The 24,430-nt window shown below is 43.5% G+C and carries 15 protein-coding genes; 4 read left to right on the forward strand and 11 right to left on the reverse strand.

All coding sequences use genetic code 11. The features are described from left to right. Window positions 1–378 precede the first annotated feature (378 nt). The 3 genes from HNQ46_RS10025 to HNQ46_RS10035 all read right to left on the reverse strand — a co-directional run bounded on the left by HNQ46_RS10025 (window position 379) and on the right by HNQ46_RS10035 (window position 10,594). Window positions 379–8,916, reverse strand: coding sequence for a SpaA isopeptide-forming pilin-related protein (locus tag HNQ46_RS10025; protein ID WP_183684561.1), 8,538 nt, complete (start codon window positions 8,914–8,916; stop codon window positions 379–381). A 638-nt stretch (window positions 8,917–9,554) separates the two neighbouring features. Beyond that, entirely contained in the window at window positions 9,555–9,788 is a 234-nt protein-coding gene (locus tag HNQ46_RS10030; RefSeq protein ID WP_183684562.1) for a DUF1858 domain-containing protein, read from the reverse strand. Window positions 9,789–9,859: 71 nt separating this feature from the next. Further along, the gene (locus HNQ46_RS10035) at window positions 9,860–10,594 is read right to left on the reverse strand and encodes an adaptor protein MecA (RefSeq protein WP_183684563.1); all 735 of its coding nucleotides are present in this window, start codon (window positions 10,592–10,594) and stop codon (window positions 9,860–9,862) included. Window positions 10,595–11,025: 431 nt separating this feature from the next. On the opposite strand from HNQ46_RS10035, the gene HNQ46_RS10040 reads away from it, so the two are divergent. Together HNQ46_RS10040 and HNQ46_RS10045 are read left to right on the forward strand one after the other, a co-directional pair. Beyond that, on the forward strand, window positions 11,026–12,036 hold the full coding sequence (locus tag HNQ46_RS10040) for a DUF4300 family protein (RefSeq protein WP_207720027.1): 1,011 nt from the start codon (window positions 11,026–11,028) through the stop codon (window positions 12,034–12,036). 42 nt (window positions 12,037–12,078) lie between these two features. After that, window positions 12,079–12,939, forward strand: coding sequence for an endo alpha-1,4 polygalactosaminidase (locus HNQ46_RS10045; RefSeq protein ID WP_183684564.1), 861 nt, complete (start codon window positions 12,079–12,081; stop codon window positions 12,937–12,939). Between the two features lie 143 nt (window positions 12,940–13,082). Here the strand turns inward: HNQ46_RS10045 and HNQ46_RS10050 are convergent, their stop codons facing one another. The 4 genes from HNQ46_RS10050 to HNQ46_RS10065 all read right to left on the reverse strand — a co-directional run bounded on the left by HNQ46_RS10050 (window position 13,083) and on the right by HNQ46_RS10065 (window position 17,843). Next, window positions 13,083–13,883 (reverse strand): HEAT repeat domain-containing protein, encoded by an 801-nt coding sequence (locus HNQ46_RS10050; RefSeq protein ID WP_183684565.1) that lies wholly within the window; start codon window positions 13,881–13,883, stop codon window positions 13,083–13,085. 23 nt (window positions 13,884–13,906) lie between these two features. Beyond that, entirely contained in the window at window positions 13,907–15,265 is a 1,359-nt protein-coding gene (gene dnaB / locus HNQ46_RS10055) for a replicative DNA helicase (protein WP_183684566.1), read from the reverse strand. 86 nt (window positions 15,266–15,351) lie between these two features. After that, on the reverse strand, window positions 15,352–15,801 hold the full coding sequence (gene rplI / locus HNQ46_RS10060; protein WP_007156809.1) for a 50S ribosomal protein L9: 450 nt from the start codon (window positions 15,799–15,801) through the stop codon (window positions 15,352–15,354). Then, window positions 15,801–17,843, reverse strand: a complete 2,043-nt coding sequence (locus HNQ46_RS10065) for a DHH family phosphoesterase (RefSeq protein WP_183684567.1) — start codon at window positions 17,841–17,843, stop codon at window positions 15,801–15,803. The genes rplI and HNQ46_RS10065 overlap by 1 nt, the downstream gene beginning before the upstream one ends. Before the next feature lie 218 nt (window positions 17,844–18,061). On the opposite strand from HNQ46_RS10065, the gene HNQ46_RS10070 reads away from it, so the two are divergent. Next, complete coding sequence (locus HNQ46_RS10070) at window positions 18,062–18,541, forward strand: choline-binding protein (RefSeq protein WP_183684568.1); 480 nt, start codon at window positions 18,062–18,064, stop codon at window positions 18,539–18,541. Between the two features lie 237 nt (window positions 18,542–18,778). On the opposite strand, the gene HNQ46_RS10075 is transcribed toward HNQ46_RS10070, so the two are convergent. After that, window positions 18,779–20,203 carry a hypothetical protein gene (locus tag HNQ46_RS10075; protein WP_183684569.1) on the reverse strand — a complete coding sequence of 475 codons (1,425 nt, stop codon included), beginning with the start codon at window positions 20,201–20,203 and terminating at the stop codon, window positions 18,779–18,781. Between the two features lie 103 nt (window positions 20,204–20,306). Then, window positions 20,307–21,107 (reverse strand): selenium-dependent molybdenum cofactor biosynthesis protein YqeB, encoded by an 801-nt coding sequence (gene yqeB / locus HNQ46_RS10080; protein ID WP_183684570.1) that lies wholly within the window; start codon window positions 21,105–21,107, stop codon window positions 20,307–20,309. A gap of 251 nt (window positions 21,108–21,358) precedes the next feature. Here yqeB and yqeC point away from each other — a divergent pair, with 251 nt between their 5' ends. Next, complete coding sequence (gene yqeC / locus HNQ46_RS10085; RefSeq protein ID WP_183684571.1) at window positions 21,359–22,330, forward strand: selenium cofactor biosynthesis protein YqeC; 972 nt, start codon at window positions 21,359–21,361, stop codon at window positions 22,328–22,330. Between the two features lie 51 nt (window positions 22,331–22,381). On the opposite strand, the gene HNQ46_RS10090 is transcribed toward yqeC, so the two are convergent. After that, complete coding sequence (locus tag HNQ46_RS10090) at window positions 22,382–23,083, reverse strand: nucleotidyltransferase family protein (protein ID WP_183684572.1); 702 nt, start codon at window positions 23,081–23,083, stop codon at window positions 22,382–22,384. Window positions 23,084–23,163: 80 nt separating this feature from the next. Next, complete coding sequence (locus tag HNQ46_RS10095) at window positions 23,164–24,423, reverse strand: amidohydrolase family protein (RefSeq protein WP_183684573.1); 1,260 nt, start codon at window positions 24,421–24,423, stop codon at window positions 23,164–23,166. Between the last annotated feature and the right edge of the window lie 7 nt (window positions 24,424–24,430).

The raw sequence follows: 24,430 nt of genomic DNA on the forward strand, positions 1-24,430 counted from the left end.
CCTTCCTTCGCTATCTATCTTTTTTTATCGCTTTTCTTTTCTATTGTTTTTCTTCTATCTTTCTATCTTTTCTCTATCTTTTTTTCTATCTTTTTTTTCTATCTTTTTTTCTATCTTTTTTTCATCCTAGTCTGTCTCTTTACATTTTGATTTTTTTCTCTTCCACCATAAAACCCAAGCTTTCGAACGTCAAGTATAAAAAAAGTGTATCCGTGGAATCCTATCGATAATACAGGATTCCTCGAATACACGTTTTACTTTGCGCTATTTCCTTTCAGCCATTTACTTTCAGCTATCTTTTTTACATCTTTCGCTTTAAGCTTTTTTCTTTACGTTTTTGCTTTAAATAAAATGCTTCTCAGAATACTCTCTTCTTTTCTACGCTCTTACTCTTCTTCTCTTTCTCTCCATCTTCTTTCTTTCCCATAAGCTATAGGCACAAAGAAGCAAAAGGCTGGAGCCGAAGAGTCCGAAATTCAGAACCATAGTGGACATATCTCCGGTTGCTATCGCTCTTCCGTATTTGTCCACCCTTCCCTTTCGGATAGCAGCCAAATACTCTCCGATGATTTGTAATTCTTCCAAATCCTCCTGAGAGAGGTCACGGTTTTGTCCAAGAACTGCACCCAGTCTCTGGGCTAAATCGTCTCTACTGTAACCGCTTCCGATTTCTCCCTTTTTCTTTTTCTTCGGATTCAATCGAACAATACGATTCTTTAAGACTTGACTGTTTCCGCCTGAAGGAATGGGGATCCCGTATTTTTCGATATAACGACGAACCTCCCCCGGAAGGATATCCACCGGTACATAAATGGGATTTCCGTTAGCATCCAAGCCCACAAAGAGGAGCCTCTTTCCCGGATTTCCGGGAATGGGCTTATTGGGGTTTTGATTATAGGGATTTCGAGTATCATTAATAATCGTATCCCCCGGATGGACAGCAGGTTTAAAGCTATGCTTTCCGCCTCCGGCACCACCGATTCCTCCATGGTTCATTTCCTTCTCGTAAAGTAGCCATTGGAACGTAAGCTTTTCCATAAGAGGGATTCCCTCTCCCAAAATACCGTCTTTTCCCAAGTTATGGTAGAGTCCTTGCCTGTCTTTAAGATAAAGCGCCTCTCCTATACTGTAGAGTCCGGCAAACTTCGGTCTTGTGGGGATTCTATGGTTTCTTCCATAAGAGATAATTACCGCGCCCTCATCGGAAGGCTGGAAAACCAGGGCTTCCGTAGGATCCTGATAATTCTCTTCCTTGGTCACATTCAAAAGAGCATAACGCTTTGCACGAGTAAGGTTTTTAAAGCTAAGATTTCCTGACTCGTCATTTTCCTGTATAGAAAGCAAAACATACTTTCTGCCTTCAATAGTGATTTCCGGCTTAGCCTCTCTATCCTTGAAACTGTCTCGGCTAATGATGCTGTCTTCCTCTGAAAACTCTCCCTTCACAAGCTTCTCCATAGCCCAGTCCTTTTCCACATAGAGGGCATAAGTCTGCTTTGTGATGTCCTCTTTTCTTGTTTTAAAGTCTGTAGTATGGAAGGAGAAATCCGCCTTCTTCAGCCCGAACTGCAAATGATAGCCGTCCTCAGCCTTTGTTGCTTTTTCGATGTCGGAAGAGGATACCACTTCCAAACGACTTTCCGTGTCAGTAAGCGAAAGCTTGTAAAAAGCTGTTTTCTCTTCCTCAAAGTCCACATTTTCTTCTTTCGGAAGCCTTTCTCCAAGACTTACCGCCTTCAGATAATACTCTCCCTTAGGAAGACCGTGGAGGCGTAAAGTTCCCTCCTGATAGAGTCTATTCTTCTGCATCAGATATCCCTTTTTGGAAGAATCCAAGTTTTCAGGCTTTCCTAAAAGGGTCTTTACAATACCGTCTGTAATCTCCTCCTCTTTCCCGTTGACTACCAGCTTTCCGCTGAAGGCTTCCGTGCCCGCCGCATCTTTATAGAGCATAAATTCCACTCCCGGAAGGACAGCATTCTCCGATCTGCCGGCTTCTTCATGCTGCACTCTTGTGGAAAGCTGGAAAACGGTTCTCTCTCTGGGAAGTTCCAAAACATTGTCCTTCACAAAGAAAATCTGAGAATCTTCTCCCTTCTTCACCACAAAATTATCCTGGTTGTCAATTTGAAAATGCATGTCCTTCATGGGATGTAAAGACGCAGGAAGGTTTTCCGCCGGCAGGATGCTGTAATCCTCTCCTGCCACCAAATCTCCTGCAACGGTAAAGCCTCCGTTTTCATCGGTGGTATAGGTTTTTTCAGTAACTGCCGTTTCTCCCTTGAAAAGACCTTTTATTTTCACCCTAAGTCCCTTCAGCTTCTCTTCATTTTCCCAAAGCTCACGCTTTTTGTCCTTCTCTTGATAGCTGAGAAGAGGGTCAATGCCGTAGTGGTTGAAACGAACGCCGGTCACTCTATCCACCTGAGTAGTTTCCTTCTCCAGTTCCTTTGCTGAAAAACGGAAAGGTCCGTAGACCTTCTGATCCAGCCGATAGCCTCTTGGCTCCCTGACTTCTTTCACATAATAGTCTTGATACCATTCCAGGTTGGAAAAGCTTAGTCGACCTTCTTCATTACTTTCCTTTACCAAAGGCTTTCCGCTACTGTCCTTTGCAGGGCTTTCTCCCTTCGCATCCAAATAAAGTCCATACTGAGCCCCGGATAATTTCTCTCCGGTATGCTCCGCTTCCTTTACAAGATTTAAGGTTCCCGGAATTCTGGTATTTTTTGCAAATCCCGGTTTTTCCCTGTCGGCTGTCTCCGGAAGTCCTGCCTCTGTTTCCAAAACGCTTTCCAGAGAACGGGCAAGTACCGCTTTTCCATCCTCCTTCGGGCGAACCGCAAAGAAGTACTTTTTCTTCTCCTGTCCAGATTGCTCCGTTTCGATGCTGTAGCCTGTAGGCGCCTTGGTCTCCACAAAATAGTAGAGTCCGATGGGCAGCCCCTGAGAAAGAGGCTTATTTTCATAAGAAAGATTCGGCTTATTGCCCCCATCCTTCGTAGACAGCTTTCCGGATTCATCTGTCGTAAAATCTCCCAGATATAGGTCATTTTCCGGCTTTCTCAGTACAAGATCCGAGTACAAGACGGCAATTTTTCCTCCCTGCTCCAAAGCCTCCGCCTTGTCCGCCTTTCCGCTGTCCTTTACCTGATAGAGGGCAAATGTAGCCTTCTCCAAAGCCTTTTCATCGATTCTGTCAATCTTTGTTAAGCTTCCTTCTGCAAGAATTCGCTTTGCCTTCACCATCAGGCTTCTATCCGCCCGTTTTTCCAGTGTAATGCCGTGGCTTTCCACCGCATCGATGCTCTTTCCGTCCTTAGACAGACTAAAAAGCGCATAGTCCGTTGTTGCATTTTTTTGATAAAGAATGGACTGAGCCGTTCTTTCCAAACGGTAGTACTCTCCGGCCACCGGCTTCTCCAGGATTTTTTCCGTATTTTCCCCATTATCCCAGGAAAATGCAGGACTTTCTTCCTTTTTACTTCCATCTCTATTGGCAAGATAAAGCTTGTAAGAGGAATAAGCCACCGGGAAGAAGTTTTGATCCTCTTCCGAAATCAAGATTCGGGTAGGATTATCCTTCAAAATCAGCTTTGCGCCGTCAGAGCTATAAAATCCTGCCTCCGAAGAAGCATTGGCCGGCTGCTTCAATTCCAGATTTCCGCTATTGGCATTAATCGTAAATGGAATTGCAGGCCCCTTTTCATAGCCTCTTGGAGGAACTTCCTCGCTAAAGCGATACTCCACTCCTGTTTTTAAGACACCCAGTAAACCGCCGTCCTTCTTCATTTCCTCTTCTGTAAGAAGAATATAGGACTCGTTTCCTGCGCTGTGCAAGGTATAACGGGAAGAAGCATCCCTACTTTGCAGGAAATCCTCCGTCTTTCCTGTAATACGGAATTTTGCCCCCTTCAGAGCATCTCCCGTCAGAACGTTTCCTTCTCCATCCCTCTTTTCAAAGGAGAAGACTGTGGGGTAATTCCGAAGAACTACTCTTTCCCCGTCCTTTTCTCCCTGATAATTCAGGGTACTGCTGCTTACAGGAGTGCCGTTAGGGGTTTTCTCACGCTCTACATTAAAGACAATACGATCGCTGAGCAGATATCCTGTTTCCGTATCAATTTCTTCCAAAGCATACTGTCCCCAGGGTAGGCCGTTTAACTGAAGGCTTCCTTCATAAGTGAAACCTCCCTGTCCATCCGGTACTGCCACCGCAGGAGCAGTTTCCACCTCAGCGCTTTCTCCAAAGCCGATACCGGCAGGATACTCATATACGCCGGCTTCTCCGTCTACCTTCACCATAGGGAATTCCTTAAAGTAATCCCCCTTCATCTCCGGATCCGGATTAATATAGAACTTAAATTTTGTCTTATAACCGGTCTTATCTCCCTTTCCTTTAGCCACATAGGAAACCTTAGGAAGACGAGGATTTTCTTCCTCGTAAATCTTCTTAATCTCTGCGGAACCGGTTTTATACTCCTCCCTTTCTCTAAAGTTATAGAATGCATCGGAAATTTCTTTTCCTCCGTAAATCGGTTTGATTTCCCGCCTTCCCGCATCCTCCTTATAGGGTCCGAAGACTCTTCTATCCTTTTTATAACCTGTAGGAGCTTCCATCTCCATGACGTAATAGATATTTTCCGTGGGTTGGGTATTGTCGTAAGCCTCACCGGAAAAACGCACCTGTCCTTTGGCATCGGTAACCCCGTAGTCATGGGCCATACCCAAAAGAGCATCCTTACTTGCCGTTTTCAAAAAGGGTAAGTATTTTTCTTCAAAAAGGCCAAACTCCGCTCCTGCCAAGGGAAGACTTACCTTATTGTCTGCAAGGGAATCCTTCTTGTTAATGACATAGCGTACCTTCTTGGAGCCGGTGGAATAGTCAAAGGACTGAGCCTTTACCGACTTTTTCGCGATAGAATCCGGTTCTCCGGAAGCCTTTTTTACATACACCACATTTTCAAAGGGAGGGGTTGTATTCTCAATATCCGCTGTAATATCCGTAGAATAAGCCAGAACATAGGTATCCGTAGTGGAATTTTTCAAAATAACTTCCAACTCTGTTACCAGATCATGCTGATCATCAAAATGACGAAGTCGCTTGGCCTCCCACTCCGTATCCGGCACTAGCGTGGCATTATTGGGATCATTTACATCTCCGTTAATCTCTATAGAATGCTCCTGATGCTTGACTCTATAGAGCTTAATGGACTTCATATCCAGGAATAGGCCCTTGGGAATCTTATCCATCAGAACGGTTCCTCCGGTAATATTTCCACCCAAAGGATTAATCAAAACTTTCCAGTTTATAACGCCCTGATAGCGGGATCCTGCCTTTCCCTGGTCTCCCTCCTTGACCAAGATCTTATTGGGAATCACCTGGGTTTTTCCGGTTCCGGAAGCCGTGGCTTCATGAACAATCGGATTTCCGCCATTTAGGTAGGTGGGAAAGCTGGTAGAGCTGATGGTCGCTCTATTGTTGGCACTGATGATTGCTTCCTGTAAATTAAGCCCTGCTGCATTGGTATTTTCAAAAAGAACATCCTGCCCTTCCTGATTCAGATAAACATAAATATCCATGTACAGGGTATCACTTAAAGGATTTTGTAAGTTCAATTCTACCCTCTTCGCTACATTATCTACCGTCAGCTCACTGCCGGATACAATCTGTTCCGCAGTTCCGCTTCCGATTCTTGCCAGTGTGGGATATTTGCTGTCTGCTGCCGTGGTAATGGTAAAATACTTGGAATCCAATGGCTGCGTCTGCCCGTTGGGTTTCCGGTATTGGAAAATGTTTTGAAGGTCATCCTGTAATACAAAGTTCTTCAAATCCTCCATACGACTGGCATTTGCCGTAATTTGGAAACGGAAATAAGCACGCTTCTGCTCATCATCATAAAAGCTCTGCACCGTCTTTCTCAGCATATCCTGACTCATCATCTGGGGATCCGCCACGGACCTCACCATCTTAAGGGGGTTAGTATCCTCCTTATGGGTGTAGAGAGACAGGGTGGCATTACTACCAAAGTAATGATTTCCATCCTTTCTCGTCATATAGTACAGTGCCTTGGAGTTGTGATTCCAGGACAGCAGTCCAATATCAAAACGCTCTTCCGCCGGAACACCGTTGTTTCGTATTACGGTTAATTCCACATTTCCCCCTGCCGGAGCTCCCGCGCTGGGAATATAAGTCAGATTCAAGGTAGCAATAGGGGTAACCCCGTCGCTTGCCATAATGGTTTCCGTCTGTGTTTGATTTACAAGCTTGTCTCTGCTTGCCTTATCCACAAATAGATTAGAGGCGGAAGCCCCTTCTCCATAGCGCAGATTTAAGCTGTTAAACTCATGGTATTGTCCATTGTTGATCACCAGCTTTAATTTTTCATAATTTTCCTTGGTGGTGGCCTTTACTCTCCAGTTTAAAAGTGCCTTCCTGGAATCCGTTCCTGTTCCCTTGATTTCCAGGAAAATGGACTTAAAAGCAGCAGAAACAATCGGAGTTTGGTTGCTTAACTCATCTGAAATACCTCCCGCGACATCTCCGGTAGGATAGGTAGCTATCACCTGAGCTTGATTGCCGATAGTCGTATCCGTCCCGCTTCCCTGTAAAGGAAAGTCCTCCGCCACAAGCGTATCAAATTCGATACTGTAGGGTTCCTTAAAGCGAGTACCGAAGGCAAGGGTCAGGGTATCTCCACCATTGGGACCTGTGCCCTTATTATAGGTATAGGATACATCGTTAACGTCTCCAAAGCCTCTTCCCGCCAGATTCACATGATTGTTATTGGGCTTTAAAACGGTGGCCTCTCTACCCCCATAGCGAATGGTGATTCCCTTACTCTCATCCAGAGTAAGACCTTTCTTCAAATTATCCAGCACTCTGGCTTGAACAGCTGCCGCTCGGTCATTATTAAAGTCTATTTTCCAACGGACACGATTTCCGCTGACCTGTGTTCCACTCTTAACTAAACTTATCTTCGGAATCGTGGTTAGAGCAGAGGTAGATCTTTTATTCGTATCCTTAGGAAGACGGGCTTCGTTTTTATGACTTAAGCTCACGTTGTTTCTAAGGGTAGTGGCATTTTTATCCTTATACACCTCTCTCCGAATACCGGTAACGATCCGAATCGTCTGGGGAGCACGAATCACTTCTCCTCCCTCCGGAAAGGTATAGCTGTAGGTATTCATACCATTTCCGCCTCCCGCAGCTTCCGTCATATGGAGAGTCATATCCTGACCGGTTAAGGGATCTTTCTTTCCCAGCCAGGTAGCCGATAAAAAGACCTGATGATTGTTTTGAAAGCTGTCGGTAACGGTTAAACCGTTTAAGGCAACACCGGGAGAATTCTCTCCCAGGGTAATATTCCACGCCACCTGTCCCTTGGCAGGCTGGGCATCCGCCACCTTCTTTACCCCGGAAATCACGGATGGCAGGGGTGGAAGAATGATTTTATAATTTTGCTCCGGTAAGGAAATCTCCACCGGATTATCCTTCGTTTCCGTAAGCTTGGAAGAATCCAGACCAAAATCCAAGGTGATGATTCCTCTAATCTCCCCATAAGCAGAAAGCTCAAAATCCTCTAAGAATTCCACTTCCAGCTCCCAATTCTTGCTGGCAGGATTCTCCCGGATTGTAAATTTGTAGAATTTTTTAGCGGGATAGCCGGTATTGTAATAAGTGCCTGCTCCTTTTGCCCGTAAAATAGAAGGGAAGCTGAAGCGAATCTTTTCTCCATTTTTTACGGTAAAACTGTCTCCAGACCTTACAAAACGGATATCCATATGTAAGTTTTCCACTTCATAGGGAGAATAGTTCTCATTTAATTTCCAGCTAACGGTATTGCCCTCCTTAGCGACTTGCTGAAAATCCTTTTGTCCCCCCTTGTTCTTCAGCTGAACATTGATGTTATTTAAAGTAAATTTTACATCATTTAAAATATGCTCTGTAGCATTTACCTCTCCTTTATAAATTCCAATGGTGGAGAAACTATCCAGACTAAACTGAATTCTTTCTTTCTTACTGAAGAAGGCCTTGTTTTCCTTAATCTCCAGATCCTCCACAAGAATATCTTCCTTCTGCAGGTTAGGAATCTCTAAGCTGTTGATTCCCTCCTGCTTTTTTTCCTGCTTAATAGGAAGGTGGGTCACCTGTAGCTTCCCCTCTCCTTCCAAACTATTCTTTAAGGTAAAGTCGATTTTCACCCTTCCCTTTTCCGGCTGAACCTCTTCCCAATCTCCCGTTTTTTCTTCCTTAAGAAAGAAGCCTACATCATAGAGTCTAAGGTCATGGAGTACATAGCTCTCTTCTCCGGTACTTTCCATATTCTCTATGTCTTTTTTCTCTTCGTTTTTAGCTTCCAGTAAAGCCGCCTTATAGGCCTGATACTGCTCTTTTCTTTCCTCTTCTAAAATCGGGCGAACCAAAAACACAACACCCTTAGGCAGACTTTCCGGATATTCCAGCTCGGCATTTACGGTAATCTCCTCATCCTTATATTGAAAATGCTTTTTCTCATTTCTTTCGATGGTAGAGTAAGACAAAGTAGGAAGTGCTTCCACTTCCGTCTCTTCGCCTTCCGCTTCCTTAACACTTTCTTTTACCGAAAGCCCTTCCTGTTCTTTCACTTCCCTGCTTTGAGCCTCAAGAGTTTCCTGAGATTCTCCTGTTTCTCCCGGGGCACTTGCCTCTGTTTCGGAACTTGCTTCTTGGCTTTCCTCCGCTTTAGACTCCTCCCCATTGTCCTCTCCGCTTTCCCGGGTCAATGCAGTGGCCTCCCCGGAAGAAATTCCTTTCTCCCCGGCTTGTTCGTTCAGAACGGCACTATCCCCTACAAGACTTGAGCTTTCTCCTACAGCAGTAAAACTCTGTAAGCCGATAGATACGGCCAAAAATAGTGCTAAAAAGCGCTTCATAATTACTCCCTTCAACAGACATTCCACCGTATTGCTTTCCGTCTTTTCCTTCGGAAAGCCTTCCGCATTACATTTTTACCGAATGTCCTTTCTAAATCGCCTAATTTGGTTCTTAATATTTAATTTTTACACAATATGTCTATCTATTATCGTCATTTTCTTTGAATTTATAACAAAGGGATGGGACTTTCTTTGCTCTAATTTTTACAAGAAAATATATCCTCCCCTGCCTGCAATACTTCTTTAGAACGAAAAAAGCAGAAGGTGAGCGCCTTCTGCTTTTTTCCCGTCTTGTGGACGGACACTTAAGTTGAGTCTATTTATTTCAGGAGATTTCCCTTGTGTCGTGCTTATGGTCAGGAGGACACGAACACAGGGCAGTTATGAAGTTTACAAACCAGGTATTTGCAAATTCACAACAGTTAGTTTTATCTAACTGACGTAATAATACACTTTGAATTCCTAGTTGTCAACAGGAAATTTGATTTTTTTCAAAAAATTTGTTCATCAGGGTATTTCAAGCTTTTTTCCGGATAAAAACTCTGAAATCTGATTTTACAGACTAAGCCCCAATTCCATAGAAAAAAAGCAGCCCGGCAAATCCTGCCAAACTGCTCCTCTTTTCTTCTTAAAAATTCCTATCCGTTCTGTGATGCTTCCTGTGTCTCCAAATACTCTCTTAAAACATCGTTTAAATCTTCCGTCAAATCTTCCACGTTAATGCCATGGAGTTCGCAAGCTTCTTCCAAAGACTCTGCGCTGGATGCGGAACAGGATACACAGCCTAAGCCGTTTTGCATGAGAAACGGTGCAATCAGCTCATTTAAAGCCAGAATATCACCGATTTTCATATCCTTGGTAATTTCGTCCATAGCCTTCCTCCTTCTTTTCTTAAGAATTGGCAGCTACCAGTATATCACATCTGCTTTACTTTGTAAGGGATTTAAACTGTCTGTAGTTTCTCCAATGCAGAATTGGGAATCAAACATTCCATATGCTCCTGATAATAGGCCTCGCTAGCCATATTACCGTGTAATCTCTCTCCGTATTCCAGCAAAAGATTTGCCACGCGATTTAGCGTTTCCATATCTTCATTCTTACTATGTATAGAAAGGTAAAATTCCTTCTTATCCACGTCTTTATAAAGGCTATTGTTTCCTAAATCCATGCCATGAACTGCTTTCGCCGCATCAATCACTCTGTCTAAGCTCTGAAAACGGTATAAGCGAAGCCCTTCTTCTTTCTTTTCCTGCTGTCTAGTCTCCGTCTGAGAAGCATCTAACTCCTCATCACTGTTGTCTTCTGTCTCCTTCAACTGTTTCATCAGTCCGTGAGCGCCTTCAAGAATCTGGGTGGCCAGTTCTGAAATCCAGCCGTTTTGTCCGTTGCTTGCGGTGGAAAACTTCGAAAAACGTGTATCTAATTCTTCCGGATCATCCACCTTAGAAATAATGAGTTGAACCGCACCACCCTGTAAAGGAATAGCCTCTATCATCAAAGGGGTGTTGTCCATTGCAAATCCCACTTCTTCCTTTGCCTTCAACATCATTTCATTAAAGAGCTGCTTAGCAGCCTGCGAGCCATAGGTCATATCCCTTAGATTTATATTTCTTGAAGATAAATCCAAACTGGATAAAGTACATTTGATGGAGTTGTCATCAATTTTCTCGATTTTCATGGCTCCTCCTTCCCCAAAATAAACTTCTTTTACCCTTACTGAAAAAAAGTTTATCGGTGCATTCATCATACTATTTTATCGGTACTTTTGCAATTTGAATTACCCATTTTCAGAAATATTTAAGATGATAACATGTATAAAAATCATTTATAAAATAGTGAAATAAATATTTTTTATTGTATAGAAAAAGTTATAAATATTTTTTTAATTCACTGTATAGATGATTTATAAGCCCAAAATCGGTATTCAGTATACAAGCGTCGAAAGGAATTTCTATCGGAAAACAATCTATAAAAAAACTATTCAGATACAAAATTCTCCTTTCTTTGTAACCTGAAGAGGAAAACTACAGTCTTCCATAATGAGCAAACTTTCTCCGGCAAAGACTTGCCTGAGAGTATTATAGTACATTTTCAGAAAGTAGGTCTTCTATGATAAAAAAGCAATTTGGAATTTTTCTGCTTGGCTTAAGCCTTCTTGCCGTAGCCTGCGGAAATAAAGGGACTTCCCCAAAAAAGGAAAGTACTGCTGCAGTCGCAGAGACTAAGCAAGGCAATGAGGTTTCCGTAGCGGAGACAAAACAAGGCAATGAGATTTCCGTAGCAGAGACTAAACAAGGCAATGACGTCTCCGACAGTCTTACACCTGTAAGTAAGGCAAAGCTCTCCCTAAAATATTCCAATCTGGTGGATCAGGAAAGTAGAGACCGGGTTTCCAATGCTTTAAAAAATGCAGGTCTGAAAGATGAGAAAATCAAAGCATTTTTTGCCGCTGTGGATGAATATAACAATGCTGTCGGGAAGGACAATCTTGTACAAAAGATGACCACCATTGACAAGGCATTTCCAAGCTTGGATACAGATAAGCTGGTGGATGCATGGTTAGATAAAGGGGGATATGTAGGTAGAAACTGTAGAATTACCGCCTACTCTTTGATGGGAGATTTTATCTCTGTAGGAAACCAGACTCCGGGGGATACCACTATGCTCTTTTCGGATTTTGATGCAATTTCCGCAAAAAACATTTTCACCGGAGAAGATAAGAAGAAATTCGATACCCTCTTCTCCTACATTGATGTAACAAATACGAAGGACAGCAAGGTTTTGGCCGAAGAAATTCAAAAATCCTGGAAGGAGAAAGAAATCTCTTTCCAAAACGACAAAATGCATATGATTTCCGTCTTTATGACCATGGATGACGGCAAGAATAAAGTGCAGGAATTCGTCGGGCATGTGGGGGTTCTGGTACAGGACGGCGACAAATATCTCTTTATTGAAAAGCTGGCCTTTGAGCTTCCCTATCAGGTTGATGAATTTTCCAATCTCCAAGAGGTCAATGACTATTTAATGGGCTACTATGATCAGGATGCCGACGGTTTAAGTGCCAAACCCCTGATTTTTGAAGATGACCATGTACTAAAGGAATATCGAGTAGTAGAATAAGATGGAAGCTACAGAAAGATGCATGAGAAATAAGGAGAACCCATGAAAATAAAGAAAACACAAATCAGCTTTTTCCCCGCCCTGCTGCTTTGTGTTTTCTTTTTGCTTACGCTCAGCTTCTGTACCAAGGCTGAAAGCCCCAAAAAGGACTATGGGGTGTTTCTTGGAATTAGCGGAAATACCGGAATAGAGAGAAAGGATAAGGAAGCTCTCCAAAAGCTGAAAAACTACCGCATGGTGGTTCTGGAGCCTTCTAACTTTAGTCCTGAGCAGATTCGGGAAATCAAGGCGGAAGGTACAAAGGTTTACGGCTATCTGAACATCGGTGCCTTGGAAAATTTCCGCCCCTATTATGAAGATTTTAAAAAGGATAGTCTGGCGCCCTATGAAAACTGGGAGGAAGAATACTGGATGGATGTCAGTAATCCACAGTGGCAGGATTTTCTAATCAACAGTTTAGGAAAACAATATGCCGCCATGGGTTTAGACGGTTTTTTTCTGGATAACACAGACATTTACTATCAATATCCCAAAGTGGATATCTATCAAGGGCTGAAAACAATTTTAACAGGGCTGAAGCAATACTCTCTCCCTCTAATTTTAAATGGAGGTGATACTTTCGTACAAAAAAGCATAGAGGATGGTAGCGCTTTAAGCCTCTTTGACGGGGTGAACCAGGAATGCGTCTTCACCAAAATCGATTTTTCCAAGCCCTCCTATCTTTCTCAGGATAAAGAAACTAAAGCTTATTATGAAGAATATTTGGAAAAAGCAAAAACTGCCGGTCTTTCAGTCTATCTCACAGAATATCATGCGAATTCCGAATTAAGCCAAGAGATTGAGCAGTACTGTAAAGAGAATGGCTTTCTTTGGTACAATGCGGAGAGCTTAGAGCTTAGATAGAGCGATTTCTTTTTCTCTATTTCTTTTGTTCTATTTCTTTTGCTCTATTTCTTTCGTTCTATTTCTTTTGCTCTATTTTTTTTGCTGTTTTATGATTTTTCCCCGGTTCCTTCCCTAGTAAGGAGTTTATTTTCCCCTTTTATTTACTTCGTATATAAAAATCTAAGTGCGGATTTCTTTGCCTTTTCTATTTTTTCAAGCTCTATATTTTCTATGGCAGAGCTTGTAATCCATTTTTTCCCAAATATAGTTTGTGCGGATTCCAAGATCAGCCCACAGGCATAGGCATCCTTTTCTTCTAAGATAGCTCTTGCAAATTCTGCTCGTATTTTTTCCTGTAAAACCGCCTTATTCACCCGATGAAAAGACATTTGCATAAGACTTGTGGCAGACCAAGCCCTGCAAAGAGCATCTTCATCGCTATGCATTTGTTTTATGAGAACTTCGATTTCCTTGGATGAGCCCACCCATCCAAGGGCAATAATTAGCTTAGAACGAAGAAAGGCTTCTCCTTCTTTTTCCAAAAGCTCAGTCAAAAAAACTGCCAAGCAATCACAATAGGAAGTATAAAACGTTCTATGCTTTAACTTGGAAAGACATACTGCCATCAAATAGGCAGTAAATGCTCTCTTCCTTTTTTCCTGCTCTTCCATCTTGCGAAGCTTTTCCCATAAAAACTTCAGCCCTTCTTCTCCATGACAATCAAAACTGTTCTCTAAGAAAAGCTGCGTCTCTTCTTCCCAGTCCTTACAGATTAGCTGGTAATGATAAGCTATCTCACCACTATTTCCAAGAGCAGAAATAAAACGAATCCTATCCCCATCAGGGAAACCCTCCGCTTCCAGCTTACGATATTCTTCCCCCAAAGCTTCTTTTGAAAACTCCGGCTTCTGCACCATTGCCTCTACAGCTTCTCTTGCATTTTTATTGAATAAATCCGCCATAAGCTTTTCCCTATTATATCTATCTAGTGCTTCTCTCTTGTTGCATTCACAAACCTTGTATACTGTGGTTGCCATCCCAGAGTAACCGTTCCGATGGGACCGTTTCTTTGCTTGGCAATGATAACCTCCGCCACATTGGGGGTCTCCGAATCCTTGTGGTAATAATCATCACGATATAAGAACATTACAATGTCCGCGTCCTGCTCGATGGCTCCCGACTCTCTTAAGTCGGAAAGCATAGGACGATGATCAGGTCTTTGTTCTACAGCTCTGGACAGCTGAGAAAGGGCAATCACCGGACAATCCATTTCTCTGGCAATGGCCTTTAAGGAGCGGGATATTTCGGAGATTTCCTGCTGTCTGTTTTCCGAAGAACGTTTTCCTCTTTCTCCGCTCATCAGCTGTAAATAGTCAATCATAATCAGAGAAATGCCCTTTTCCAGCTTCATCTTCCGGCATTTGCCCCGAAGTTCGGAAACCGTGATTCCGGGCGTATCATCAATCACCATATTGGCATGGGAAATACGGTCAATTCCCTCAATCAGATTTCCCCAATCCTCATCGGTAAGGTTTCCCTTTCGCAGTTTATCCGCGTCAATGGAGGTTTCCAAAGAGAGCAGACGGTTTACCAGCTGCTCCTTGGACATTTCCAAAGAGAATACCATGGCAGGCTCCCGTTTCTTTACCGCCACATGGTCCAGGATATTGAGTACAAAGGCGGTTTTTCCCATGGAAGGACGAGCGGCAATCAGAATCAAGTCCGATTTTTGCAGCCCGGCGGTTCGATAATCCAGGTCAATAAAGCCGGTAGGCACACCGGTGATGGATTCCTTTTGCTTGGAAGCGGCTTCAATGCGTCGAAGCACATTCATCGCCACCTCATCAATGGGAACAAACTGCCGGTTATTTTTCTGCATCAGCAGCTGGAAAATCCGTTTCTCCGTACTTTCCAGTATGGTCTCCAAATCTTCTTTCCCGCTATAGCAAAGCTCTGCAATCTCCTCATTGGTTTTAATCAAAGCCCGCAGGGTAGACTTTTCCTTTACCATCTCCGCATAGAGACGAACATTTCCCACACTGGGAACGGAAATCGCCAAATTTCTAAGGGTTTCCAGAGAAAAAAACTCCGGCGGAACATCCTTTTTTCTTCGAAGACGCTCTTGAAGACTGACAAAGTCAATGCTCACGCCCTCGGAAGACATTTCCCGCATGGCATCAAACAAAATATGATATTGTCTATTGTAAAAATCCTCCGGTACCAGAATTTCCAAAGCAGTCATCACCGCATCCTGGTCTCGAATCATGGCACCGATGACACTTTCTTCCGCTTCCTTGGCATGGGGAACGGTTCTTAGTACCAGGCGCTCTTCCTGTTCAGCCATTTTTCTTCCCTCTCTACTTTCGGTCTAAAAAACTTCTCTCCTTTTCTTTAGCATTTTTCGAAAAAGAGAGAAGTCTTGAAATTTCTTTAGGCCTGTGGCTGAACGCTTACATGGAGGGTTGCTTCCACATCCTTATGCAGCTTCACCTTGATGTCATAGCCTCCGAAATTCTTCATAGGTACATCCAGCTCCATTTTCTTCTTGTCCACAGTAAGCTTGTGCTGCTTCTTCAGTTCCTCCTGTACTTCCTTAGTGGAAATGGAACCGAAGGCTCTTCCGTCTTTTCCGGCCTTCATGGTAAACACCAGCTTGATAGCCTCCAGCTTTTCCTTTAATTCCTTAGCCTCTGCCAGTCTTTCCTCTGCCAGTTTTTCCGCATTCTGCAGCTGTAACTTCAAGGTATTTAAGTTCTTCGCATCCGCCGGTACACCGGTTTTGGTGGGTAAAATGAAGTTTCTTCCATAACCTTCACTAACCTCTACGATTTCTCCCTTTTTTCCTAATGCTTTTACGTCCTTTAATAAAATTACCTTCATTACTCTACTTCTCCTTCCTCAATCATCTCATCGATGGCCTTTTTGACCTGCACAATGCAGTCTGCCACTTCACCCTCTTTAATCTGGGCTCCTGCCACGGTGCGGTGTCCTCCGCCCCCCAGCTTTTCCATTAAAACCTGCACATTCATCTCATCGATGGAACGGGCAGAAATGAACACTACGTCATTTACCTTGGTTAAGACCACGCTGGCCTTAATTCCCCGAATGTTTAACAGCTCGTTGGCGGTCTTGGCACCAAGTACCGTGGGGCTTTCCGTGCCTTCACAGGAAACACTGCTGATGGCGAAGAAATCCCGGTAAATATCCGCCCGACTGATAGCCTCCGCCTTGGCCTGATAATCGCTGAAATCTTCTCTGAATACCTTTCGGATTCTGGTGATATCCGCGCCGCAACGTCTCAGATAAGCCGCCGCCTCAAAGGTTCTTACACCGGTCTGGTTGGTAAACTCTCTGGTATCAATCACGATACCGCCATACATACAGTCCGCCTCAATAGGCTTTGCCTTGATGCCGTCCCGAATATACTGCATCATTTCCGCAATCAACTCGGAAGCGGAGGAGGCATAGGGCTCGCAATAGCTTAATACCGCCCCTTGAATCGTTTCGGAGCTTTGTCTATGATGGTCAAAAACCACCTTGGTCTTCACCATGGTAAGAAGTTCCGGTTCATCAATAATGGAAGGTCTGTCACAGTCTACCACCACCAACATGGTGTTGTTATCCACCAAATCCTTCGCAGTTTCTCCGTCAATAAACATATCCTTCGGATAATCTTCATTTTCCAGAAAACGCTCTTTTAAGGGTAAAATGGTGGAGGTTACCCCGTTCTGAACAATATAGGCTCTCTTATCCAAGGCGGTAACCATACGATACACACCCACGGAGGAACCCAGACAGTCCATATCACTGTTGATATGTCCCATAATGAGTACCTTGTCCTTGGACTCGATTAACTCCTGGAAGGCCTGAGCCTTCACTCTGGCCTTTACTCTGGTAACACGTTCCGTGCTCTGGCTCTTTCCGCCGAAGAAGTTTAACTTCTCAGGGGTCTTTACGATAGCCTGGTCGCCTCCACGGCCCAGCGCCATATCCATACTGGTTCTGGCATATTCATAGTTCTGGGCATAATCCCCCGCACCGAAACCGATACCCAAGCTGAGGGTTACGGAGAGGTCATTTCCCACATCTACCTTCTTCACCTCTTCCAGAATGGAGAAGCGGTCATCCATCATTTTTTCCAAAGCGGATTGCTTAAGAATGAAAAAATATTTATCCTTTTCGATTTTCTTTACTACGCCGTTGGCAGAATCGATATAACGGTTAATCTTTCGATCCACTAAAGCAGTAAGCAGGGATCTTCTCACCTCCTCAATCTGCTCCATAACTTCTTCGTAGTTGTCTACATAGGCAAGACCTACTACGATTCTCTCCTCATCCAGCTTCTGCTGTAATTCCAATTCTTCCGTTTCATCCCGAAGGTAAACCGCAATTAAACGAGTCTCCTCCGATAAGGTAAGGGATTCCGGCTCCGCATCCTGCAAGGAATCCACACGAATCAGGTCAATACAGTACTTTCTGTCCTTAAAGGAAGAATGTACTTCCAAGACCGCTCCGCTTTCCGTCAATATCTCTTTCTGAATATTGGGGAAAAGGGAAAGTAAATTCTTCTTTACCCCGCTGTCTTTTTGTAAGATGTGATGGAAGGCTTTGTTTTCCCAAAGAATTCCTCCCTCTTCATTGACGATACAATAGGCTGTAGGCATCTCTTCAAAAAGTCTGGCGTTGCTATCATTTGCCTTTAAGGAGAATTCCAAAAGGGAGGACATCAGCTTGGACTTTCTGCTCTGATAGAGATACAGTACAAAACAGACATATACTACAGCAAAAAAGAGAAGGACAAAAAACGCCTTCCAATCGATAAAGCTTACCGAAATTAAAATAGGAATCCACAGGAGAGAAAGCCAAATGGGCCACCGAAGATACTGGTCTATCGTCCCTGGTATTGATTTTCTTTTCTTCATCTTTCCTCTTTCTAAAAAAATACGCTGTGCCCTATTATACCCTTTCTTTTCTCATAGGTAAAGATAGAGAAAAAAACGAAAAAATCTTTTCTCTACTTAATAAAAAACATTTTATCCTTAAGATTTTCTTTATTGTCTTTCTCTTTTCCAGTCGTTACAATGATGCAGAGTTTAAGGGATTCTATAATGATCCCAAGTCCATTTTAATGAGGTGAAATATGAGAAAAATGAAAATAGCGGTAGCAATGATGGCATTAAGCCTTCTTTCCAGCATTCCCGCCCTGGCAAACTGGAATAAGGGTGCGGGGGCGAACAGCAACCGTTGGTGGTATGAAAATGAAGATCATTCCTATGCACATTCCGGTTGGTTCTGGTTAGACGGAAACAATGACGGTGTAGCAGAGTGCTATTATTTCGACCAGGAAGGTTGGGCATTACTTTCCACCACCACTCCTGACGGCTACACCGTAGATGAGAACGGTGCTTGGGTTGTGGACGGCGAAGTACAGACCAAAGACGTGGAAGTAAAGGCTAGTCCTAAAACCACCACGGTAAAAAAGAAGCAGAGAAAGAACGGTGTAATCAAGGAGTATAAGGTACATGCTTCCGGCTCTTCCACCGGTGTTGCGCCAAAGCAGGGTGAAGTCAACGGAGCAGACTTTAATACCGAGCATCCGGCGGACAATAGTAAAAACTAAAGTCCTAAGTGTAATTTTATATAAAAAGGGAATGTAAAAAATCAATAAATAGAATTTTATGCAGTATAGGTCTGAAACTCGGGGTACGCTCTCGCTAGCTTCGCCACGCAGCAGTACTAACTTCAAGCATCGCTTCACTCGCTTTCAGTAAGTACCGGCGGGCTCAGACTACCCCCCATTTCAGACCTATACTGCATAAAAAATTACTCTATAATCCTGATTTTACATTCCCTTTTTTTAATATAAAATTACACCAAGGACTTCTTTCCCCAATGCTTCACATTTCTTCTTTGTCTTTAAGAAGCTTAAGAAGTCACTTTGTGCCGGATAGGCTAAAACCAGATATTTGTGCTCAGATAGGGCCTGTATTCCTTCCGGACTTTGCAAAATGTCCTCTGCAGCTCTTGCAGAAAGGGGATTTCCTTCTCCTACATTCTGTACAAGCTTTTCTCTCATTTCTTCTTTTGCACCGATAAAGAGGATCTCTTCCTGAATTTCCTTTTCCTTCACCAGCAAAGTAAGATTTGCCTTGGAAAGGCGGAACAGTTCTTCCTCCGTTTCACATCGCTCATTTTCCCCGGCAAGATTTTCGGACCATTTCTTAAAGAGCCCCTGCTTTTTATAACGCTTCTTACTGCCTAAAACCATAAGGCCATAGGACATTTCCAAATCTTCCTCTCTGGGAAGCTCCTTAGTGAAAAGATAAGGTACGGTAATCACAGCTACAGACAAAAAGCCTCCCAGGAAAATTCCCAAAATAGCATATTTGACTAAGGTTTTCTTGGAAATTCCTTGGGTTCCCAGAACTTCCTCTCCCTTTGCATCCTTCTCCTTTTTCTTCCAGTCGGCAAGGAGTGTGGAAAGCTTTTCCACCCTGTCTATTTTTTGCTGCTGCCTTTGCAAAAGAGGAAAGTTCTGCACATCCTGAAGCTGGCTGTTGTCCGGACTATAGTTTCCACTGTTTTTAGCTGTGTAAACGTTATCCGAAAGAATTTCCAGCTTATGTGCAGGAAGATTTTCATCCAATTCCGCCTTTTTTTCTTCTACATACGAAAGAACCGCATCTCCCATTTCCTTGGCAAGCTTCTCCGTACTTCCCACAAGATAGACAGAAACAATAGCACTTTTCTCATTTCCCTCTACATAGATGAGATCCGATAAATCTTTCTCTGCTACCTTTCCCCCCAGGCGCTTTGCGATATCGCTGTAAAATGTACCGCTTTGTAAAGCATCACTGTAGGCCTGACTTACCGCAGAAAGCCTTGCTGCAATTTCCTGATTGCTGAGAGTCTGTCCTCCCTCCTCTAAAGGAAGATAAAGATTGATATCTCTTTCCCCATAGGAAGTCGGGTCAATTTTCATCAAAGCGGAATCCGCCAAGCTTTCTCTCTCTGAAGAAAGCAAAGCTTCCAGTCTTTTCCGCTCATTTCCGGCATACTCCAAGGACTGTTCTTTTTCCTTCGCCTTCTTCTCCGCACTCTCCTCCGTGCTTTCAGTTTGACTTTCCGCCTTCTGGCTTTTCAAGGCCTTATAAAGCTTAAAAGAAGGTAGGGCTAAACCGCAAAGCACCGTAACAAGAAGAATCCATATCCCTTTCCGTAAACATAAAGCCAGTAATCCGGGTAAATCCAAAACCACCTCTTCTTGCAGTTCTCTTTCCATAAAATATAGTTCTCCTTTTTATTCATAACGAGTATCGTGCGCAAAGCGTGCGATATCTCGTTTGTTTATCTTAAATCCTGTAATTCCTTATCTCTACAGCATTTTACTCTTTACAAAGCTCCCAAGGCAGAAAATGCAGTAGAGCCTCCAGTACGCCGCCTCCGATAGCTCTTGCCTTGTCGGAAACATTCCGATACTCCACCGCTGCACCTCTGGGATCCACATCTCCCGCCTTCATACCGGGAAATACGGAAATGCCTTCCTGTAACATTCCTCGAATAATTCCGGAGATTTCCGTCCGCATAGGAATACCGTTTACTACTCCGCAAATATCTCCGGCCTCCACCAAAGTACCGATGGGAAGGGTTTGTTCCAAGATTCCTTCTGCCGGTGCCCGAAGCACCCTTTCTTTCCCATATCCGCCAATGATTCCGGGAATGCCGGTATTGGGAATGGCGGATCCCTTAAGGATCACTCTTCCCAAATCATGACCTCTTTTGCTTTCTATGACTGCATGGCAATCTACGCCGGCAGTAAATCCGGGGCCTATGCCGATAACAAGTCTTGCATCCTCCATACCGGTTCCCAGATTCTTCTTGGCAAGAATAGCATCCACCACAGCATCCGCTTGTAAGCTGTGCAGAAAGCTCTTTCCTTCATCCACAACCACAGGAACCTTTTTTTGGGAAATTGCTTCATGTATTTCCTCCAAGCTCTCCGCCCGAACCGCCGTAACACCTTCCACACTGCACTCCCCCAAGCGAATCGCTTCCGAAAAAGCAACATTTCTCCGAACTGCTGTGGGAATCGCCAAATCACTGTGGCAAACGGATATCCCCGCACGATACAACCTAATGGAAATTCCCGTTGCCAAATCTCCTGCTCCCCGGATAAATACGAGCATAAAACCTTCCTTTCAGAAAAACAAATCTTCTGGCAAAAAAGAAAATATCACCTATAATGTCATCAGACAAGAACTTATAGAGCTATAAAAACTCCTGTAAGAGCTTTCATAACAAAAACCCTCACGCTATCAGACTTTGATTTTTGATTCTACCATAAGTCTTAAAAAGAACATAGTTTTTTTGAAAAACCGTAAGCAAAAGGATAGAAAGCCGATTGGATAAAACAGGTTTTCATAAGAAAGGAGACACTTTGACGAAACAGCAAGGACAAATCGGTGACAATCCGCAAAGTAAACTTATTCGAATTCCTCTTTCGGAAGCTCTCGGCATTAAAAAAGGAGTCAACGCCATTATTGGAAGCGGAGGAAAAAGTAGCCTATTAAAGTCTCTTTCCCTTGAGCTGTCTCAAAAAGGCTCCGTGCTTCTCACTACCTCCACCCATATCCTCCCCTTTTCTCATTGTGAAAATATCTGTTTCTCAGATGAAAATGTTTCCATCTCCGATGAGAATATTTCAATTCTCAATGAAAATGCTTTAATTTCCAATGAGAATGTTTCAATTCTTAATGGAAATGCTTTAATTTCCAATGAGAATGTTTCAAGCCTCAATAAAAATATTTTAACTCTCAATGAAAAAATTTTACTTCTCGGTAAAGATACTCACTCCGAAGAAGCTTTGGAAAATTCGAATACTCTCCTTCAAAGCAAAGTTCTATCCTTATGGGATAAGTCCCAAAATCCCATTTTATGTTTGGGAACTCTGGAAACAAATGGCAAGCTTTCTCCTTTTCCCCTACCCTTCTCTGCCATTGAGCAAATGGCAGACTTTGTCTTGGTGGAGGCGGACGGCTCTAAACGATTACCTGGAAAAGCCCATGGCCGGAATGAGCCGGAGATTCCTAAGGAGAGCCAAAGAACTGTACTTGTGTTCGGAGCTTCCGCCCTTCATAAACCTATTTCTGAAGTCATTCATAGAGTGGAAATTTTCCAAAACTTTTTCACTCCATCCTTAGCCCCCGACACTCTAATGACTAAGGAGCTTCTCTTGCAGGCTTTCCGTAAAGAAAATCTGGGGGACTGCCTTTTTGTGAATCAGTTAGATTGTCTCACAAAAAAAGAAGCAGAAGAACTGCTTCTTTTCTTACAAAAGGGCTTAGGGAAAATGGTTTGTGGCGGATCTTTAAAAGAAGGATCCGCTCATCCCGAAGTACTTCTTTTGTGAAGATATATTTTTTGAAATATGGGTTTCGTTTAAAGCCGCCTTTTATAAATTTTATAATCGCATCCGAAGAAGCTGTTCCATCTTTAGAATAGCTTCTTCCGTGTCCACATCCCAAAGCTCAAATTCTCTTTCCACCGGAATCTTATGAATTTCTTCCACCGAAATCATGCCGGATTTTAAAAGCACGCCTCCGCCATGATCTCCGGTTAAATTCCGCAGATTTTCAAAGTACTTCTTTGGAAAAATTACCGGATTCCCCCCTTCCCCCTGATAGCTCAAACGGTAAATCTCCTCCGAATTCTCTGAAAAAGCATCCACAAGATTTCTTAGGCTTTCCTCAGAAAGCAAGGGCTGATCCCCTGTTAAAAACATGCAGGCATCCCAGGACTTGGCTTGTTCCGAGGAAAGAGCTACACGAATGGTATCACTCTGTTCACTCTCTTCATGCATCAAAACGGAAAAATGCATTTCTTTGGCCAGCTGTTCCACCTCTTTAAAACGAGTCACTACCAAAGGCGTATCCAGAACAGTCTTCCCGCCCTTTCCACGTTTCTTTTTTTCCTGTACTGTAGCATCACTGTCCTGAATTCGTTCAGAAAGAGACCCCACCGCCTGATAATTATAGAAAAAATGGGATAAGGTATGAAAGGTATAGGAAATCATGGGCTTTCCCGCTATTCTTTCCAATAATTTATTTTTTCCGAAGCGTCTGCTCCAGCCTGAGGCCATCACCACAAAGCCCAAATGTTTCATTATCTCTTCCTTCCCTATACCTACGCAAAACTATCTTCTTTTCCCAAAAACTCTTATTCCGCAAAAGAAGCTCTTATCCTTTAAAAAAGCTGTCTGCCCTGTACGAATTTTGCCTGCAGGCGGGCACTTTCTTCTCCGGTATACAAAAGCACTTCCAAGCGTTCCTTCACCGTTTGCTTTCGAACACTTCTTCTTTTTTCATGGAAGACTAAAGCATCCGCTTCGTAGCCGGGGAGAAAAGATCCCACCTTTCCAAAAAAGCTTCCCCCTGAGAGAGTTGCCAAGCAAAAGGCTTCTTCCAAAGTAAGGGGGGCAAGGCTTTGATCCATGAGGCGGAAACGAAGCTTTGATACGGAAATGGCATCGGTGATGGCTCTTAGCATGGAGAGGTTTGCTCCTCCGGCCACATCCGTTCCCAAGCCGACCTTCACATTTTCCTCTAAGAAATAGCGAATAGGAGCCGCTCCGGAACAAAGGTTCGTGTTGGACTGGGGACAATGGCAAATCATCGTTCCCCTCGCCTTTAAGGCGGATAGCTCTTCTCCCTCCGTATATACGCAATGAGCCATGATGCTGTTTTCCAAAAGACCGTAGCGGTCATAGGTATCTCCGTAATGCTTTGCGTCGGGACAAAGCCCCTTTACCCAGGCAATCTCTCCCGGATTTTCCGACAAATGGGATTGCACCGGAAGCTTGTATTCCTTCGCCAGCTTTCCTAAACCCTCCATCAAAGCATCCGAACAGGTAGGGGTAAATCTCGGCGTAAGAATCGGCTTACAGTTCTGCCATTCCTTAGGAATCTCCGAAAGCCATTCCTTGGTGTTTTTAAGGGATTCCTCCGCAGTATGCTCCGTTAAATACTCCGGAGAATTTCGATCCATATTGACCTTTCCCACATAGGAAACTAAACCGCTCTCTTCCAAAAGCTTCATAAGAAGCAAGGTAGCATTCTTGTGAAGAGTAGCAAAGATTACCGCTCTGGTGGTGGCACTTCCCCGTAAGTCCTCCACAAAATCCCGATAGCCTCTTTCAGCATAGTCCAAGTTCTGATATTTGGCTTCCTCCGGAAAGGTGTTGACATTCAACCAATCCAAAAGCTCCAAGTCCATCTTGGTCCCTCGGAAACCATACTGAGGAGCATGTAAGTGGAGATCCACCATTCCAGGAAGAATTAAATCTCCGGAATAATCCTTGATTTCCACAGAAGACAGTTCCTTAGGAAGACTGTCATAAACCCCTTGGCATAACCCATCCTTTATGTGCAGATAGGCATTTTCCTTACAAACCAGGGTCTTTAAATTCTCACTGTAACAAATATCTCCTCGAAGCAAATACTCCATGGGTTCC

Source organism: Oribacterium sinus (assembly GCF_014202695.1).
Classification (GTDB): Bacteria; Bacillota; Clostridia; order Lachnospirales; family Lachnospiraceae; genus Oribacterium; species Oribacterium sinus.

Excerpts from the sequence above, each read along its gene's own strand:
- HNQ46_RS10025 (WP_183684561.1), bottom strand. The coding sequence starts at position 8,916 with ATGAAGCGCTTTTTAGCACTATTTTTGGCCGTATCTATCGGCTTACAG.
- HNQ46_RS10030 (WP_183684562.1), bottom strand. The coding sequence starts at position 9,788 with ATGGACGAAATTACCAAGGATATGAAAATCGGTGATATTCTGGCTTTA.
- HNQ46_RS10035 (WP_183684563.1), bottom strand. The coding sequence starts at position 10,594 with ATGAAAATCGAGAAAATTGATGACAACTCCATCAAATGTACTTTATCC.
- HNQ46_RS10040 (WP_207720027.1), top strand. The coding sequence starts at position 11,026 with ATGATAAAAAAGCAATTTGGAATTTTTCTGCTTGGCTTAAGCCTTCTT.
- HNQ46_RS10045 (WP_183684564.1), top strand. The coding sequence starts at position 12,079 with ATGAAAATAAAGAAAACACAAATCAGCTTTTTCCCCGCCCTGCTGCTT.
- HNQ46_RS10050 (WP_183684565.1), bottom strand. The coding sequence starts at position 13,883 with ATGGCGGATTTATTCAATAAAAATGCAAGAGAAGCTGTAGAGGCAATG.
- dnaB (WP_183684566.1), bottom strand. The coding sequence starts at position 15,265 with ATGGCTGAACAGGAAGAGCGCCTGGTACTAAGAACCGTTCCCCATGCC.
- rplI (WP_007156809.1), bottom strand. The coding sequence starts at position 15,801 with ATGAAGGTAATTTTATTAAAGGACGTAAAAGCATTAGGAAAAAAGGGA.
- HNQ46_RS10065 (WP_183684567.1), bottom strand. The coding sequence starts at position 17,843 with ATGAAGAAAAGAAAATCAATACCAGGGACGATAGACCAGTATCTTCGG.
- HNQ46_RS10070 (WP_183684568.1), top strand. The coding sequence starts at position 18,062 with ATGAGAAAAATGAAAATAGCGGTAGCAATGATGGCATTAAGCCTTCTT.
- HNQ46_RS10075 (WP_183684569.1), bottom strand. The coding sequence starts at position 20,203 with ATGGAAAGAGAACTGCAAGAAGAGGTGGTTTTGGATTTACCCGGATTA.
- yqeB (WP_183684570.1), bottom strand. The coding sequence starts at position 21,107 with ATGCTCGTATTTATCCGGGGAGCAGGAGATTTGGCAACGGGAATTTCC.
- HNQ46_RS10090 (WP_183684572.1), bottom strand. The coding sequence starts at position 23,083 with ATGAAACATTTGGGCTTTGTGGTGATGGCCTCAGGCTGGAGCAGACGC.
- HNQ46_RS10095 (WP_183684573.1), bottom strand. The coding sequence starts at position 24,423 with ATGGAGTATTTGCTTCGAGGAGATATTTGTTACAGTGAGAATTTAAAG.